Source organism: Paenibacillus sp. FSL H8-0280, from assembly GCF_045040665.1.
Taxonomy (GTDB): Bacteria; Bacillota; Bacilli; order Paenibacillales; family Paenibacillaceae; genus Paenibacillus; species Paenibacillus xylanexedens_A.
Map to the genome: position 1 here is coordinate 192,892 of NZ_CP150296.1, position 17,197 is coordinate 210,088.

Consider the following 17,197-nt stretch of genomic DNA (forward strand, 5'->3'; position numbering starts at 1 on the left):
GGCTTAATTGATGAACCTTCGTTTCGTGAAGAAACGGGGGTTTTTTAATAAATTCTTACGAGTCCAAACTTTTCCAACAATTTAATCTATAGACTCCATGATTTTAGGTCTTCTTCTCACTTCTGTTTGGTTTTCCTTCCTTAACATGCAACACACCCCTATCATGTATGGTATGTCCCTCGCTTATTCGTTACGCGAACTCACTCCCTATAATGAATGTCATGTGTACAGAAAATTTTCGAATGTAGTCCTTTTCCAGATGCGCACAGCACGTGTATCGCATAAAATGTCTGTAGAGATACGTGAAAGCGTGATTTTAGAGGAGCGCCCGGCAACTGTGGTTTTTTTGCGAGGTACGGATGGGCCGGATTGAATTCGTGTATACTAGGGTATGAGATAGTATGGTTGTACTACTACACTCTTCACAGCAATGATATTGTATTGCATGAAAAAGGTAAGAATTCCGATACATAAAGAGATGAGACTTGCTTACACTTTTATGTTTCCCGAGGTGAATATATTAATGATAACAGAACAACAATTGCTCGACTTCATGCGGGAAACCGCTTATAAACCTATGACTTATCAGGAGTTGGAACAGCACTTCGCTATTGAAGATGCAGCTGATTTCAAAGCCTTTTTGATTATGCTTAATACGCTGGAGGAATCCGGTAAAGTTTTGCTGACCCGTAACAATCGCTATGGCATGCCAGAGCGCATGGATTTGGTACGTGGACGTTTACAGGCTCACGCCAAAGGTTTCGCTTTCCTTATTCCTGAGGATCGGGAGCACCCGGATGTGTACATTCACGCCAATGATATGAAAAGTGCGATGAATGGTGATACGGTATTGGTTAAAGTCACATCTCAAGGACCTTCAGGTGGTCGCTTGGAGGGTGAGATCGTCCGTATTGTTACTCGTGCTGTGACCCAAGTCGTTGGTGTGTTCCAGAGCCATGAGGTGTACGGATTTGTCATTCCGGATGATAAACGGATTAATCGCGATATTTTCATCCCACGTACCAACTTTGCTGGGGCGGTTGATGGACAAAAGGTCGTAGCAAAGATCGTCAGCTATCCGGAGGGTCGTGCGGCGGCCGAGGGTGAAGTGATCGAGATTCTCGGTCATAAGGATGAGCCGGGTATTGATATTTTGTCCGTCATTCGCAAGCATCAGTTGCCTGAAGCTTTCCCCGATGAAGTGGTAGAAGAGGCGGAGAAAGCACCCGACTCCATCACGGATGAAGAGATTGTACAACAGGGTCGCCGTGATCTGCGCGGACTTAACATTGTCACGATTGATGGCGAAGATGCCAAGGATCTGGATGATGCTGTTAACGTAGAGAAACTGCCTAACGGGAACTATCGTTTGGGTGTTCATATTGCCGACGTTGGCTATTATGTGCAGGAGAATTCCAAGCTTGATCAGGAAGCCTACAACCGTGGATGCAGTGTGTATCTGGTGGACCGGGTTATTCCGATGCTGCCACAGCGTCTGTCCAACGGGATCTGTAGTTTGAACCCGCAGGTAGATCGCTTGACCCTGTCTTGTGAGATGGAGTTTAACGACCAGATGAAGGTTGTAAAACATGACATTTTCACAAGTGTAATCAAAACCAAAGAGCGGATGACGTATTCCAACGTCCGTAAAATCCTTGAAGGTGAAGAGCCGGAATTGCTCGAGCGTTATAAGGATCTGGTAGATGATTTCCATTTGATGAAAGAGATTGCCCTGAAGCTGCGTGCTATGCGTATGCGCCGTGGTGCGGTTGACTTTGATTTTGAAGAATCTAAAATCATTGTGGACGCAGAATGCAAACCGGTAGATATCGTGAAACGGGAGCGTTCGATTGCGGAGCAAATTATTGAGGAATTCATGTTGGCAGCGAACGAAACAGTGGCAGAGCATTTCCACTGGTTGAAGGTTCCGTTCATTTATCGTGTGCACGAAGATCCCGATCAAGAAAAACTGCAAAATTTCCTCGCCTTTGCGGCGAATTTTGGACACCAGGTCAAAGGACGTGGCAATGCAATTCATCCACGGGCGCTTCAATCGTTGCTTGAGGATATCAAAGAAACGAAAGAACAAACCGTGATTAGTACGATGATGCTGCGTTCCATGAAACAGGCGAAGTATGATTCTGAAATGTCAGGTCACTTTGGCCTCGCGGCGGAATTCTATAGTCACTTTACGTCTCCAATTCGTCGTTATCCCGATCTTGTCATTCACCGGGTGATTCGCGAAGTCATTGAGAATAATGGTGCTTTGCCGGAGAATCGTCAGGAGTATTTGGCAGCACGTATGACCGATATTGCGCAGCAGTCTTCGGAACGTGAACGTGTGGCGGTAGAAGCTGAGCGGGATACGGAGAAAATGAAAAAAGCCGAGTACATGCTCGATAAAGTAGGCGAAGAGTTCGAAGGCATGATCAGCAGTGTGACCAGCTTTGGTATGTTCATTGAACTGGAGAACACGGTTGAAGGCCTGATTCGCCTGAGCGCACTCACGGACGACTATTACCATTTTGACGATCAGCATATGGCTCTGATTGGTGAACGTACCTCGAAAGTCTTCCGCATCGGTGATGAAGTGAAGATCCGTGTAGCACGTGTAAGCATGGAAGAGTATACGATTGATTTTGAAATGGTGGATATGAAACCTCGCGCTGAACGTCCTGGCGGCTTCGGTGGCGGACGTGGCGGTAAAGGTGGACGTCCTAGTAGCGGCGGCGGACGCGGCGGTGCCAAGGGTGGACCAGGTGGATTCAGCGGTTCACGTGGCGGCAAAGGCAGTTCGACAGGTGCTGGAGCCAGCCGTGGTGGCAGATCAACGGAAGAAAGCAGCAAAGGTGGACGTGGCGGTCGCAGTGGAGCAGCGAGTGCAGGCGCAGGCTCATCCGGTGGATACGCAGGTAAAGGCGGCGGCAAGCCTAAAGGTGAGCGTCGTGCTGGTGATGCTGGCGGATCAACTGGTCGGGGCAAAGGCGCGGTGAGCTTTGGTTTTGGCTCAGGTAAAGGCGGATATAGCTCTACAACAACGGGTGGTTCGGATACTAGTTCAACCGGTGGACAAGGAAGTGGCCTGAACAGCGGCAGCGGTCGTGGTGAAGGCAGCTTTAAGTCCGGCAAGGGCGGCGGTAAAGGTGGCAAAGCCGGAAGTGGACGTAAAAACACTTCGCCGAGCGGTGTATTTATTGGAGAGAATGCAACTCCTGGTGGCGCTCAGGAAGGCGGAGCACCACGACGCAAGCGGAAGAAGAGCAAAGGTGCAGCTGGTAACGGCACGGCAGCTTTTGTACGAAAAAAGAAAAAATAAAGCTAACGTAACTTGAAGAGATGGATTACAATTCGTTCCTCCAGGTTAAGCGTTGGAGAAAATAGTCACTTCAGCCGGTGTGTTGTTTCGCACAGTCTGAAAGTGGTGTAATGAGGAGGGGCGGCAGAGGTCGCCTCTTTCTTGATTTTAACAGCCGTACTTGCTACAATTAGGGTCTGGCACGTGGTACCTTGGTGCAACATCGGGTGCCCTGCTATAGAGCATGGTACCGGCTTATTTTACGGAGAAGGAGTGAGGACATGGGCAAGAATGATGGACAGAGTAAAGTGCTCGCACAGAATAAAAAGGCTTCCCATGACTACTTCATTGAAGATACGTATGAAGCGGGCATGGTGCTTACCGGAACGGAGATCAAATCTCTTCGTAACGGCCGTGCGAATATTGGTGATGCATTTGCCACGATTCGAAACGGTGAGATTCATATTCACAATATGCATATTAGTCCTTTTGAACAAGGGAACCGAAATAATCCGCTCGATCCGACACGTACGCGCAAGTTGTTGATGCATAAAGTGCAGATTCACAAGCTGCTCGGGTTATCGAAACAGGATGGGTACAGCATTGTGCCACTGAAAATCTATATCCGGAACGGTTACGCTAAGCTGTTGCTTGGACTGGGTAAAGGTAAGAAGCAATACGACAAACGTGAAACTGCCGCGAAGCGCGATGCTCAACGTGATATCCAACGGGTACTGCGCGAGAAGCAGAAGGTTGCACGATAAGTGGAGCGCTGGGCGTAAATGCTTTACTTTTAAGTGTATAAGATAGTTTTTGTGATGAAGCTAGGAAGATTGATGTATGAGTTAAGGAGTCTCAAGGTTTGTCCTGCAATGGGCAAGATTGAGGCTTTTTTATTTCATTTGGGGAAGGTGATTTGATGTGAATAGCCGAAGTGTGCAGTTGGCTGATTTTTGTTGTGTATGACTAAGAAAATTGCCATGAGCATAGAGCTAAGTGCGGTGATGAATTTAAATTATCAGCTGTTGCGTAGTTTAACAGGGGCGTGGGTAAAATACTAAGGTACAGTTGTTCGTGATCCGATCTCGGTAAACTTTACTTCCGATTGGTGACGCGGTATAATATGTAGACGATTGAGCTTGTTGTATTGGATAACCTTGTACAGATGCTCAGCCTGCTGGAATGTCTTCCAGCAATCTGTACTATTTCGGTGATGTGTCCTGTGTTATGATTATTCATGTAGCAGACAGGAATGCCGAGTTTGAAAGAAGCATCTTTTTACCTTGGAGGAAAAAGATGTGCAGCACCTTTGCTCCGTATTCACGGATTAATCCTGGAGCCCTTCTTCATTGAGGGGGCGTTTATGGATTCGACGGGGATAGTTCGAGCATGGGTAGCGGGTAGTGGGGACGCGTCCGCTTTATCAACGCTAAAGCCTATTAAACGGCAAACAACAAACAAACTACGCTTTCGCAGCCTAAGAAACTGTGTGCGTGCTTCTACCCTGCATCGCCCATGTGACAGGGATAGGGGCTAACTAGTAGTGGGATACGCTGTCACATCTCCGCCTGGGGTGTGCTGAAGAAGACAATCAGGCTGACCCAACGTATAGCCGGTTACGGGGCGATACTCGGGTGACATCAAAACTGTGACTACACCCGTAGAAGCTTATGTGCCGTTATCTTCGGACAGGGGTTCGACTCCCCTCGCCTCCATTAGAGTGTCAAAAGCCATCAACCAGCGTTCTGGTTGGTGGCTTTTTAATTTATACTCAATTAATAGTTGGGGGGACTCAAGATGATTAAAAATCGAGAACATAAATCTTATAAAAGCTATAAAATTAAACACTAGCCAATGATTTTTTGAACTGATAAAATTATAAAACGCTAGATTTAAATTGAAAATGAAATGAGATGAGATGATTTAATGGCGATCAAGCATGGAATATGGAGAGTTGCCGATGATGGGGTTAGAGAAGTAAAGAATGTTACTTTAAATCTAGAAATCGAACTTGAGAAAATTATTCAATCCAATCCAGCTATACTGGATGAAAATTGGCTGATTATTGGAAGACAAGTTATGACCGAATTTAATACATACATTGATTTATTAGCAATTGATAACAGCGGCTCAATAATTATCATTGAATTAAAAAAACATAAAACAAGTCGAGAAGTTGTTGCACAGGGACTAGATTATGCATCGTGGATTAAAGGTTTGTCCGCAAGTCAAATCTCCGCAATATATGAGGCATATATAGCTAGATACTCTCTAAAACAAAACAGTTTAGAGGACGAATTTTACGCAAAATTTAAGGTTAAACTAGAAGAAGAAAGTATTAATCACTCCCATCAGATCGTTATTGTAGCGGCTGAATTGGATTCAAGCACAGAAAGAATTGTGGAGTACTTGAGTGACTCTCTTATACCGATAAATGTCATCTTTTTCACTGTATTTGAAGAGGAGTCTACTAAATATATAAGCCGTGCATGGATGATTGATCCGCAAGAGACATTAGATAATGCATCTATTGTAGTTAAAGATAAGGAACCTTGGAACGGGGAGTATTATGTTTCTTTTGGTGATGGATTGAGTCGAAGTTGGTCAGATGCTTTAAAATATGGATTTATCTCAGGGGGAGGCGGAGAGTGGTACTCACGTACACTTAATCAGTTATCTATTGGCGACCGAGTTTGGGTTAATATTCCCGGTGTTGGTTATGTTGGTGTTGGTAAAGTTACGGATACAGCCAAAAAAGCAGATGAAGTTTTCTTTGAAGAAAATGGAGTTGAACAGAATATATATCAACTTAGCAATAATGCCGCTTACTTTAAAGAATTCTTATATGACGATGATCGTGCCGAGTTCATTGTAAAAATGGAATGGGTTAAAGCTCTGCCTGCGAATGTAGCTATATCGGAAATTGGTTTTTTTGGAAACCAAAACACCGTTTGTAAGCCGCGTGCTTCTAAATGGATTCATACCATTAATCGCTTAAAAGGCATTTGGAAGATACAATAATCTCTTTAAATATTCTAGCCTGAATTGCCTATGTGACAGGATGAGAGGCTAACAAAGAGTGGAATACGCTGTCACATCTACTCCTGGAGTGGGCTGAAGAAGACAATTAGGCTATTTCAATGTATAGCGGATTACGGGGCGATAATTGGGTGACATCAAAACTGTGACTACACTCATAGAAGCTTATGTGCCGTTATCTTCGGACAGGGGTTCGACTCCTTTCGCCTCCAAGATGGTACTTAATGAGTATGTACTATGTTGAATGCGTTTAGGTAAATCTAAGCGAAAAGAATCAGGTAGCTGGAACATCAATAGATGTCAGCAATCTGATTTTTTTTTGTAACATACATGATTAGGTTTTTCTTTTTCAGAGAGAAATTAAGAAGAGGTAGTTATGAACGTCAATTTTATGGATTACAAGTATGAGAAATTTTTATTTGAATTAAGTCTATATCGAAAGTTACCCATTAGTATTAATAAGTTCGTCTCAAAGATAACTAAGGTTCCATGGAACCATCAATATAAAATGAATTTTCATGACACTCATTACTCTGAGGGTTTTCAACATTCTTAAGTTGTCTCGTCTCGCTATGCACGGAGCATGTGGATTTGGAATGATTAAAGCTGATGATCTATTGTCGGGGCAGCCACGGACAGTTAAGGAATCCGGTTTGCTGGCATGTTATCCAATCAGAACAACGGCTTTGGAGGCGGATATATGTTATCTGATTACGAACGTAAAATGTTGAGGATCTTGTTTAATTAAGTAGCGGCTCGTACGATTTCCGACACTTTATGAATTGACCATTAAGACCGGAAGGAACAAGGCAGACATCATGGCTACGTTTGATGGTCTAATCGCAGGGGATTACATAACGCGGAAAAACAAATCGGATACTGCTAATATTGTTATTCTGGTGGGATGGGAGAGGGAGTCTGAGCTTCCTAAACTTCCGTAAACCAAAATATATCCACAAATACAATTATGAATATTGGACTAAATATTGAGAGATTTGAAGACAAATAGTAATACTGGTCTATTCTATTGTTAAGGAACATGGTCTAAAATTCAGAAAAATAACTTCAAACTAGCAACTTTGACTATATAAAGTAATAAATATTTACATGCTATTTTTTACATACTTTACCTTTTTAGAGGTATGGTGATACTATAATTATCGGATTACATATTTACAATTTTTGTATTGCTGGCCAGCATACAGAACAAAAAACAAAAGGAGAGAAAAAATAATGAAAAAATATAAATTTTCTTTGGCTTTGCTTTTATCATTTGCTCTAATTTTTTCTACCATGAACAGTTTTGCGTTAGCGGAAAGTACAGATTTTAACAATGTTTCAGAGAATGAAAATAATAGAGAACTGACGGTCACAGAAGAAACTAAAAAGGAAACAATTGATATAATTGAAAGAGCTTCTAATTTTAAACAAAATAATACGGATGGAGAAATTCGTCCACAGAATGTTGTCAGCATCATAATGTATCTGGCAAGGATTGCATATGGAGCAACTAAAACATATGCAAAAGTGACTGAAAACCATGTAGAGGATGCAATTAAAGATTATTTTGATTTATCTGTACTTACAACACAATATACGAACATAAAGGAACTATGGTTAATAGGTTCAAATAAGAAAGTTACCATAGAGTTCGGTACTCAAAGTAGAGGTTTCGAGCACATTATGTCAAAACACCATCCTAAATATTGGACTGGGCTAGGCTACCGGGAGTACAATTCATTTTTTAATGACACTACTTCAATGCAAGAGATAGTAGACATAATCGCAGTAGTAATTAATTATAGTGATGAAAATAAACAAAAAATTCTTAACAATTATAGCAATAATGTAGCAGTTGACGGATACTACAGTGGTAAGCTTTATAGAGTAGTGGTGGATGGAAACCTGAAGGTAGTTACAGCCTACCCTTACGGTTGGAACGTAGCTGAAAGTCGATAAGAGTAAAGAAAGTTAGCGAAGCTATATGAAGTTAGCTTCGCTAACTATTTACTTTAAGGAGTGAAAAAGCTTGATTCAATTTAAAACTTTATTACAACTATCTGACAAAAATATTGAATTGAACGATTTAAATCAAGATACCTATAATAAGTATTTCTCTAAGGCGAAATTAGACTACTACAATATTTGCATACTTTTGAATGAGAAAATTATTGCTGAAAAATCAGGGTTTGAGATCTGGAATTCATACACTAATGCAGCTTCAAAGTACATTAATTCAAAAAAGGTGTCAGTCCCTTTTGGAGTAGAGCCTATGGTTTTGAATTTTACTGAATTGGAGCCAGGCGTTATTGAAGTATGCCTTCAATACGAAGAAATTCTAGGAGGGGAAAGTATTTTTTTATTTAATTGTGAGGAGAAAAGTTTCATCTTTGGGCTTACAGAGTCTGCTATAAATTTCTCTCGGACAATGGAGAGCCTAGAAGATAATTATGATAGTCACCTTATCGAATCGAATTGTGCTTATATAAAATCAAACTATAATCTGTTCAATTAAGGAGAATGTATGTTATGAAAAGAGCATCTTTATCAATTCTTCTGTGTATTCTAGTAATGTTAACAACTGTCCATAGTGCTAGTGCCTCAAGCGATCTAAATACCCATTCAGATCCGAAGTTTTACTTAGAGGATTATTTGAATGCCGTTAAAGACAAGAATTTAGATAGGATGATGGATCTTACTCATGATTACAGATTTTCTAATTTGGATGATAAAAAGGATTTGTATCAAAGATCTTTATCCTCTGATCGGGAGGGGATTACTGACTATGAGATAACTGACAGTGAACATATAAAGAATGAGGCAACTAAATTCTCAGTTAAAATATATTTTGAGAATGGGGCAATATCAGAAGCTCCGTTTGTGATTGATAATATTGAAGGGGAAATGAGGATAGTAATAGAAAGCCCTCACACAATCAATGATGATATTTTAGAGATTCAAAAGGCTCCAGATAATGACGAGTTAGAGAGTTCAGTAGTGCATCAAAATAATTCTGATATTATTACTATTCAAGCCACAAGATGTACTTGGAATTTTTCAGGTCGTGTAGATGGGAGAAGTTTTGATTCAATATGTTCATTTGATATTAACACAACTGATAGTGAAGTTGTTATAAACTATCGGCAATGGAATGATAATGGTTTAGGAATTGATAACACAGTAAGATATGAAATCAGAAACAATACATGGTTGGGTTCTGAGCAATGGGGTTACACAGATGCATGGGGGCAAAATAAAGATAAAGGAAAACAGCTCACCATACATGGTAAGACAAAAAAAGTCGAGGATGCCTATATGAGATTCACTGTAAACGAAGTTGATGATAAAGTAGTTACATATGCCGGTTTCGGTGAATTATACGATTAAACAAAATCGGAGAGATCGTCAAGGTCTCTTCGTTTGTTTTTTGTCATACATTGTGCCTTCATATAATTTTAAGTACTAAATTGGGTTCGACTCCCCTCGGCTCCATTAGAGTAAAAAGCCATCAACCAGCGTTCTGGTTGGTGGTTTTTCTGTTTATGCTATAATCTTTGTAAAATAAGTTGATGCTAGCCCAATTTACGCCTTAATCTTCCAAAGGAGGCAAAAAAGCATGAGCCAAACGCAGCAACAGATCCGCGAGTTTGTTGCAGGGGTACAAGCATATGTGTCGCCAGTAAATGTGATTAATCCTTGGAGAGATTATGTGACGGGCTATGATATCGGCCCCGAAGCGGTGAAGATTCGTTCGGAACATTTGGTCAGGTATTTGGAACCGAGAATGTCCAAGGCTCGGTACATTTTTATAGCTGAAGCTGTGGGATATCAAGGGGCAAGGTTCTCCGGCGTACCCTTGACGTCCGAACGAATGGTTACCGGGAATCATTCGCTGGTGAATCACCAGATGATTTTTGCAGGTGATCCGGGTGTCCGAACAAGCCTGCCGAATATCGCCAAACCTAACCGGAGTCAGGCACTGTATGGTTTCGCAGAACCGACAGCATCCATCATATGGGGTGAAGTGTTATCCAGTTCAAGGTGGAAACCAACGGACTTTATATTTTGGAACATCTATCCCTTTCATCCTTATCAATCTTCTGAAAACCGGATGATGAATCGAACGCCGACTTTGGCAGAGTTGGAGGATGGTTTGCCATTTGCCAGACAGCTTATGCAACTGAATCCTGATGCTCAGATTGTGGCTATTGGCAGAAAGTCAGCAGACACGTTAAGCTCTCATCTCATTAAACATCACCATGTTCCTCATCCTGCAAATGGAAGGGCAGTACAATTCCAAAAAGCAGTAAGGTCAATTATTTAGCCCATTTTGAACTGGAGGAGTGTAAGGCATAACATATGCACCTTATCGTCCAAGTGCCCTCCACATAACGTATTGCCCTATCATATAAAGATTGGTTGGTGAAGCTAAATGAGTGAAAAATACTGGCTTGTGGTGCAATATCCACTGAAGAGCGCGCAGGGCAGCAAACGAGATCATTGGTTGAAGGAAAAGGTGATGGAATATCTGGAAACCGTTCTGACCCAGGCCGATTTGGGAGAGGTGGATGGATGTGATCTGGGTAGCCGTGTGGCTGATCCTAAGGAATATGTAATGAACATTTTCTGTGTGGTAACGGACGAGGATCGGAGCATAGCGCTAGTTAAAAAAGTGCTGAGGGAGAGTCGGTTGGATTACACCCGCATCCAAATCGCTACGATGCCATATGGCACAGAAGGAAGCTACACGCTGAAATATGCCTCCAAAAAAGGCATTACCGAATTCTCGCTTTGATCACGATTTGCTGTTTCTTACCATAACGAACTCTGTACTTGTTCTGCCCGAGGGCAGTATGCCCCCGACATTTTCCCCAATTAAATCCATCATACGAGAAGACCATAATTGGACTTCCCAGCCTTAACCACTCGATCAACACTCTGTAAGTAGTAAGATTATGCCCGTAGATATTGTAATCTTGCTCAAAAGTATGCCATATCAAGGTAGACGTTTACCATCTTCTTTTGTGTACTCAGATCCTCCGTCTCTCCCCCGCTTCTCTCTCCACCCGGCACAAACCACAACTTATTATCTGTACCTACAACATTTTATAAAGTAGTACTCCTTGCGGCTCCAATTACGGGGCCCTCACCCACAGCATTCACAGTAATTGTCTTCCCAAAGCCTCAATCTATTTCACTCAGTCAAGCCATCCTCAAGCGATAAAAAGAGTTGAGCCTCCTCCATACACAGTCCTATAATATACAATTGTATAAAATCCGAGAGAGTGGTGGATATCACAACAGGTCATCCGATCCCAGCCGATAAACCCATCACACATCGGAACCAAAGGAGGGTCACAGTGAATCAAAGAGCAAAAGATGCAACAACAGATGAAGGAGCAAGAGAAGTAACAGAAGGGGATGAAAAATAGAAGTGAAAGCAACAGCCCAATCAGATATTGAGAGCGATGCAGAAGCAAACGCAAATGCAAAAGCGAACACCAGCGCAATGAAGACGAATTGGACTCCCCGTTTCAAAGCGTTCATTCAACGCAAGCCCAAGACACTCGCTTTTAAAATTCCGTTTGCCTACTTTGTCATTATTCTGCTAACGGTGGCGTTTAGTGCGTTGGTTTTGAATCGAATCTCGGAAAATGACGCGCAACGAAAGATCAATGAAGCATCACTGCAGACAATTACATCCATTGAGACCAACGTTAATCTGATGATCGAGAACGTGAACAATTATTCGAAAATGATTTTCTCTGATCCCAACTTGCAGAACCTGCTGCGGCAGGGCAATGTGTACTCCAATTTACAGACACAGTCCAAGGTCAGCGCGTATTTGACCAACCTTATGCAAGCGGTTCCAATTATCGATTCAGTATATATTTACGATAATTCGGGGCACCGATTCTCGGTTGGCACACAGGAGTGGCCCACCTTTATGGAAGCGAGTGTGAAGGAAGCGTCGTGGTACGAACAGGCACTAGAGCACAACGGGAGATATCTGCTCAGGCTGAATGGTGGCAACAACGACAGCGGAGTCTCGGCAACGGGGGAGAATGATGGGCAAGAGGTGGTCTCGTTTATTCGCCTCATTCGAGATTTGGATGATACGTCTCCACTTGGATTTCTGGTCATGAACATCAAGGGCAAATCCATAGCTCAAGCCTATGCCAACCTGTCTGCACCGGATTCATTTCAGGTGGCCATCCTTGATGAACATCAGCGGATGATCGCAACGAACGCAACTGATGGAAAGAAAGACGTGCCTGCGGTATCCGACGCATCCATGTCTGCGGCTTCTGGACAGGAAGGCATGCACGAGATATTAGAGGCCAATCAGGCCAAGTTAAAACAAACCTTTCAAGAGCAGCCCTCCGGCTTCATTACCTTGCAATCGGATGGTCAGGAATATGCGGTGACCTATCGTTCGGTCGGTGATGATCAGTGGAAATTCATCAGCATGAGTCCATACCGGGCTACCGATACCCGTAATAAATCCATGGTGCTGCTCGCATTGATCCTGCTGGCGGTGAATGGGACTGTCTTTTTTGTCAGTTCATTCATCATCTCGCGCAGTGTCATCAAGCCGATTCACAAGCTGCTTCGTGTCATGCAAAAAGCGCCAAGCGGCAACTTCCGCAAAGTGACGGTTGAGCTGAACAGCTACGAGTTCGCACAGCTATATGGAGGATACAACCAGATGATTGAGCAGATTGATCAGATGCTGAAACGCATCATTCAGGAGCAGCAGACAATCCGCCGTGCAGAGCTGAATACACTTCAGGCGCAGATCAAGCCGCATTTTTTATACAACACACTGGATTCCATCACCTCCCTGGCGATGTCAGGCATGAACGATAAGGTATGTGAGCTGTTAGAAGCGCTCGGAAGTTACTATCGCCTGAGTGTCAGCAAAGGCCGTGAACTGATTACACTGCACGAGGAGGTTGAGATTGTACGCAATTATCTGACGATCCAGCAGGTGCGCTATCCCGGTGTATTTGAGGTGCAGTACGATATTGATTCAGACTGTGAGCGAGTGATGATTCCCAAGCTCGTTCTCCAGCCGTTGGTAGAAAATTCACTGTATCATGGCATTCGTCCCAAAGGCAGCCCCGGCACGATACGCATTCAAGCACGTCGATTCAAGGAAGGGGTACTTCTAACGATTACTGACGACGGAGTTGGCATGTCCGAGGAAGAAGTGCAGCAGGTTCAACGCAAAGAAATAAACAGTTCTAACCGTTTTGACTCAACTAGCTCAATTAACTCAACGAACTCATCTATCTCCTCTAGTTCATCTAATCCTTCTAATCCTACCTATAATGCTAAACACAATCCAAGCTTTGGCTTATGGGGAACGATGGAGCGGCTTCGTATTTTCTACGAAAGAGAGGATGGACTCAAGCTGGAGAGCGAGGTTGGAAAAGGAACCACCATTATCATAACGATCCCGAAGGGAGCCGATGAATCATGGAATTAACTGTAGAACCTTTAAAGGTATTGATTGTGGATGATGAGTACCTCATCCGAAATCTGCTGCGCATGCGTATCGATTGGGAGCAGCAAGGCATGACCATCATTGGCGAGGCCTCCGATGCTGAAGAGGCTTTGAATCAGGTTGAGCTGTTGCGTCCAGACATCGTGTTCACGGATATATACATGCCGAAGATGGACGGCATTGAACTGAGCGGCATCCTCATGGAGCGTTACCCGAACATAAAAATCGCGGTTGTGACGGGACATGATGAATTTGAGTATGCTCGTCAGAGTGTGAAGCTGGGCATATCCGATTTTATTTTGAAACCTATTCGTGCTTCTGAGTTATTACAGGTTACGGCGAAGCTGCGAGCGGCAATCGAGCAGGAGGTCGGGCGCGAGTACGAGCTGATGAAGCTGCGGGAGGAGATGAAGCAGGGCTTGCCTTATCTCAGGGAGAGGTTTGTAAATCAATGGTTAAGTGATGTGATGCCTGAGGATGAACTACAAGAGAAGGCGCGTTTCTTTGGTATTCCTATCTCGTCTGGTGAACCAGGATCACGCATCGCAGTAATGGAGGTGGAGGTTGCTGTACCGCAAGCGAAGATATCTGCACCAGAGGTATATCCACATCTGTCCGAACCATATCACCAAACACGCCAAACATACCAAGCACAACGAGGGACTCAACAACAACAACAACACGGTCAGCCCCAATTAAGCCAGCATCAGACAGAAGCCCATCCACAACCCGCTGAGGAAATACATATTTTGCTGCGAATGGTAGGCATGAAGCAGGTGCAGGCATTTTATCCGCAGGATTCACAAACCATTATCGTCATGGACCCGCATAACCGGATAGTTGTGCTCTCACTTGGTGCGGATACGGAATTTACCAATCAGGTACAGCAGCTTCAGGAAGAACTTCAACATACACTTAAGCTCGAAGGGTGTGAAGTTGATGTGACCGTAGGGATTGGGCAATGGCAATCAGGATGGGGAAGGGCCTGTGTGGGATACCGGGAAGCTTGTCGTGCACTTGATTATCAGGCGTTTGTAGGGAAAAATCAGGTCATTTGCTTCGAGGATCTGGTCATCGAAGGCGTGAAAAGGCCCTACCACTCGGATGCTCAGCTGCTCCAACAACTGCAATTTTACGTCAGTGTTGGTGCGGGGGAAGAAGCCGTATTGTTGCTGGAGCGTATGCTGTCTGTGCCGTTTTCGGACGTTTCACAGTTTCGGATGGCAGCCATGGATGTGGTTACGGAGTGCCAGCGTGCTGCCATAGAGCAGCAGATTGAGGGAGAGCACGCATTGAACAAAGAGGCCGTTGCGGCCATTTTTACAGCAGATCATTTGCCCGAACTAAAAAGCATGCTGGAGCAGCATGTCCGCACCGTATCGGATGTCATACAAGCCAAGCGACAGGCCAAGGAAGGCAATCTGATCGACCGGGTGATCGCTTATCTTGAAGAGAACATGGGCAATGCGGAAGTGGGACTTTCCAGCACCGCGGCTGCTTTTTACGTAAGTTCGGGCCATCTGGGGCGGCTGATGAAAAAAGAAACCGGGCAGACATTTGTGGAATATCTGACCCAACTCCGCATGAAGAAGGCTGAAATGCTGCTGAAACAGACGGATATGAAAGGATATGAGATTGGGGAGCAGGTAGGCATCCCGGACCCACACTATTTCAGCGTCTTGTTCAAAAAACATATTGGCCGATCCATGAATGAGTATCGGAATGTAAAAACCTGAAAAATGAAAATGCAAAAATGGGGAGTGTGGGGGAGTGCAGAGATGGTTTGAGCGTAAACGAACTTCCACTTCCACATATGTTCGAATATTACAAATCGATGCCTGTTTTCTAAATGGAGAACAACGCACAGTTTGCCTAAAATATGGGCTAGAACCAACTAAAACGCATAGGGAGGTCCATAGAGATGAAAGCGCTATTAAAAAAATCAGCAAGTCTAATTCTGACTCTGGGCATTGTAAGCAGTCTGGCGGCATGTTCATCCGGTTCGTCCGGTGGTACACAGGGGGAGAGCGATGGAAAGATCAAGCTGACGCTATGGGATCAATCAGTTGGCAATACCGATCCTTCGGCCAAACTGCTGCCCGAGATTGTTGAGAAATGGAACAGCGAGCATCCGGACATCCAGGTTGAACGTACGGGCACGACAGGAGAACAGTATAAAACCAAAGTCAAAACATCGATTGCGGCTGGTGAAGCGCCAGACCTGTTCTATGGCATGGGCGGCGGCAGCTTCATGCAGCCGTACATCAAATCCGGCAATGTGCTGGAAATCTCAAGTTACCTGACGGACGATATCAAAGAACGAATGGGTCCGGGTATGGCGGAGGCCATTAATATGGACGGCAAAATCTACACATTGCCCGTGTACACACATATCGCCAATCTTTACGTGAATACAGAACTGTTCGAGCAGGCGGGTGCCAAGATTCCGACCACCTATAACGAACTACTGGATGCAGTCTCCAAGCTGAAAGCGGCAGGAATCACACCGGCTGTGATTGGAGAGAAGGACCGCTGGCCGGGCATGTACTGGTACGACATTATTGCGATGCGTCAGGCAGGCAATGCTGCGGTGATGGAAGCCTTTAAAGATCCGTCGAAGTGGGATTCGCCCGACTTTGTAGCCGCCGCGACTAAAATGCAGCAGCTTGCACAAGCAGGAGCGTTCAACAGCAGTATGTTTAGCATGAGCTATGACGAGATGCTTGGGGCATTTAATGCAGGCAATGGCGCGATGATGTTCCAGGCCAACTGGGTAAATGCAGGAATTGAGGACCCTTCCTCCGCAGTCAAAGGCAAAGTGAAAGTGATTCCGTTCCCTTTGTTTGAGGATGGCAAAGGCACAAATACCGAAATCTTCGGCGGAGCCGTCGATGGTTTCTACATCAACCAGAATACCAAACATTCGAAGGAAGCCGTGGAATTCCTCATGTATCTGAGCGAACAGCTTGGTACGCAAGGTTTCCTGGCTGGAGCCGGCCTGCCAAGCTGGAAAACAGATGCACTCGACACGTCCAGCCTGTCCTCTCTAGATCTGTCTGCGGCAGATATTATGAAAACGGCGACCTCATTCATCGCGTGGTGGGATAACATCCTGCCAGCGGAGTCTGCCGAAGCGCACAAAAACCTGATTGCCCAGCTGCTTGCCGGTGATGTAACACCGGAGGAGTTCTGCAAACAGATGGCACAGCTCAAACCAACAGAGCTAAGTCTATAGAAAACAGGTAGGCAGGTATACGTGCTTGTAAGCCTACAAGCTTAAATGCTTACAGGCCCTAGGTCCGTACACTACAAGTCTTTGCAAATTACCTGTGAATATCTTGCGCATAGACCTT

General features: G+C 44.2%; 11 protein-coding genes and 1 other RNA gene. All 12 read left to right on the top strand.

Features of this window, described 5'->3' with window-relative positions; genetic code table 11:
• Window positions 1-523: 523 nt before the first annotated feature.
• The 12 genes from rnr (at window position 524) to MHI12_RS00995 (ending at window position 17,079) form a co-directional block, all read left to right on the top strand.
• Window positions 524-3,316, top strand: coding sequence for a ribonuclease R (gene rnr / locus MHI12_RS00940; RefSeq protein ID WP_405171241.1), 2,793 nt, complete (start codon window positions 524-526; stop codon window positions 3,314-3,316).
• A gap of 260 nt (window positions 3,317-3,576) precedes the next feature.
• Complete coding sequence (gene smpB / locus MHI12_RS00945; protein WP_036674736.1) at window positions 3,577-4,059, top strand: SsrA-binding protein SmpB; 483 nt, start codon at window positions 3,577-3,579, stop codon at window positions 4,057-4,059.
• A 589-nt stretch (window positions 4,060-4,648) separates the two neighbouring features.
• Window positions 4,649-5,013, top strand: a transfer-messenger RNA (tmRNA) gene (ssrA, locus tag MHI12_RS00950).
• A 208-nt stretch (window positions 5,014-5,221) separates the two neighbouring features.
• Entirely contained in the window at window positions 5,222-6,316 is a 1,095-nt protein-coding gene (locus MHI12_RS00955; protein WP_405171242.1) for an endonuclease NucS domain-containing protein, read from the top strand.
• 1,251 nt (window positions 6,317-7,567) lie between these two features.
• Window positions 7,568-8,293 (top strand): hypothetical protein, encoded by a 726-nt coding sequence (locus MHI12_RS00960; RefSeq protein ID WP_405171243.1) that lies wholly within the window; start codon window positions 7,568-7,570, stop codon window positions 8,291-8,293.
• A 70-nt stretch (window positions 8,294-8,363) separates the two neighbouring features.
• Window positions 8,364-8,849: a hypothetical protein gene (locus MHI12_RS00965; RefSeq protein WP_405171244.1), complete on the top strand. Its 486-nt coding sequence runs from the start codon at window positions 8,364-8,366 to the stop codon at window positions 8,847-8,849.
• A 14-nt stretch (window positions 8,850-8,863) separates the two neighbouring features.
• Window positions 8,864-9,721, top strand: a complete 858-nt coding sequence (locus MHI12_RS00970; protein WP_405171245.1) for a hypothetical protein — start codon at window positions 8,864-8,866, stop codon at window positions 9,719-9,721.
• Window positions 9,722-9,950: 229 nt separating this feature from the next.
• Window positions 9,951-10,658 (top strand): uracil-DNA glycosylase, encoded by a 708-nt coding sequence (locus MHI12_RS00975; protein WP_405171246.1) that lies wholly within the window; start codon window positions 9,951-9,953, stop codon window positions 10,656-10,658.
• A 108-nt stretch (window positions 10,659-10,766) separates the two neighbouring features.
• Window positions 10,767-11,129: a hypothetical protein gene (locus tag MHI12_RS00980; protein WP_405171247.1), complete on the top strand. Its 363-nt coding sequence runs from the start codon at window positions 10,767-10,769 to the stop codon at window positions 11,127-11,129.
• Between the two features lie 639 nt (window positions 11,130-11,768).
• On the top strand, window positions 11,769-13,826 hold the full coding sequence (locus MHI12_RS00985) for a sensor histidine kinase (RefSeq protein ID WP_405171248.1): 2,058 nt from the start codon (window positions 11,769-11,771) through the stop codon (window positions 13,824-13,826).
• Complete coding sequence (locus MHI12_RS00990; protein ID WP_405171249.1) at window positions 13,817-15,580, top strand: response regulator; 1,764 nt, start codon at window positions 13,817-13,819, stop codon at window positions 15,578-15,580. The genes MHI12_RS00985 and MHI12_RS00990 overlap by 10 nt, the downstream gene beginning before the upstream one ends.
• Window positions 15,581-15,765: 185 nt before the next feature.
• On the top strand, window positions 15,766-17,079 hold the full coding sequence (locus MHI12_RS00995) for an extracellular solute-binding protein (protein ID WP_405171250.1): 1,314 nt from the start codon (window positions 15,766-15,768) through the stop codon (window positions 17,077-17,079).
• Window positions 17,080-17,197: the final 118 nt, after the last annotated feature.